Here is a 1,008-nt window from a genome sequence, read left to right on the forward strand (position 1 = left end):
AATCAGCGTAGTCGTATGCGTACAAATATTGCGCATTTTTGGTGTGAAATTGCCATGCTAGACCAAGCTGATGGCAATACGAATAAAGCTATCCAGCATTTCAAAAAAGCACTTTCCGAAGATCCAAAATGTGTTCGAGCAAGTATTTCGCTCGGCCGGATTTACTTGGAGTCAGAAGACTACAAACAAACCATTAAGTATCTAACGGGTGTATTGGAGCAAGATAAAGACTTTGTGAGCGATGTTTTGCCGACAATTGCTGAGTGCTATCACCATCTCGGGCAAGAAGATGAACTGGTCGAGTTTTTACGCGCCTGTATTGATAAAAAGGCAGGGGTGTCAGCGGAGTTGATGCTGGCTCAGTTAGTCGCTCACCATGAAAGCGTCGGCGCTGCCCAAGAATTGCTGACGAAACAGCTACTGAAAAATCCAACCATGAAGGGCTTTTATCGCCTGATTGACTACCACATTGCAGAGGCTGAAGACGGTCGCGCAAAAGACAGTTTATCTACATTACAAGCGATGGTTGGAGAACAATTAAAAGTAAAACCGCACTACCGATGCAGGAAGTGTGGCTTCTCTACTCATTCCCTTTATTGGCATTGTCCTTCCTGTAAAGGGTGGGGGACGATCAAGCCAATCCGCGGATTGGATGGTGAATAGTTTTAATGCAGCTGGCAGAGTTTCTGTCCGCTGCATTTTTTTAACCTTATGTCTAACAAGTAAAAGAACCAAAAATAATTAGGAGATGAAATGATCGACCAAAAAGTTATTGTCGCACTGGATTATGATAACCAAGCTGATGCGCTAGCGTTTGTAGATAGAATTGATCCTGCGTCATGTCGCCTAAAAGTCGGCAAGGAAATGTTTACGCTATTTGGTCCTGATTTCGTACGTGAACTCCACAAACGTGGTTTTTCTGTATTCCTGGATTTGAAATTTCATGATATCCCGAACACCTGTTCAAAAGCGGTACGCGCTGCTGCTGAGTTAGGTGTATGGATGGTG

The 1,008-nt window shown here is 43.8% G+C and carries 2 protein-coding genes; both read left to right on the forward strand.

Annotated elements, in window-relative coordinates; genetic code table 11:
- The coding region (locus R7Q38_RS25080; protein WP_318114762.1) for a tetratricopeptide repeat protein at positions 1 to 663 on the forward strand (663 nt) is incomplete at its 5' end.
- Between the two features lie 90 nt (positions 664 to 753).
- Positions 754 to 1,008, forward strand: a 255-nt coding sequence (locus R7Q38_RS25085) for an orotidine 5'-phosphate decarboxylase / HUMPS family protein (protein ID WP_318114763.1), incomplete at its 3' end; no start/stop codon positions are given.

The sequence above is a fragment of the Vibrio sp. Vb0598 genome, assembly GCF_033338935.1.
Classification (GTDB): Bacteria; Pseudomonadota; Gammaproteobacteria; order Enterobacterales; family Vibrionaceae; genus Vibrio; species Vibrio alginolyticus.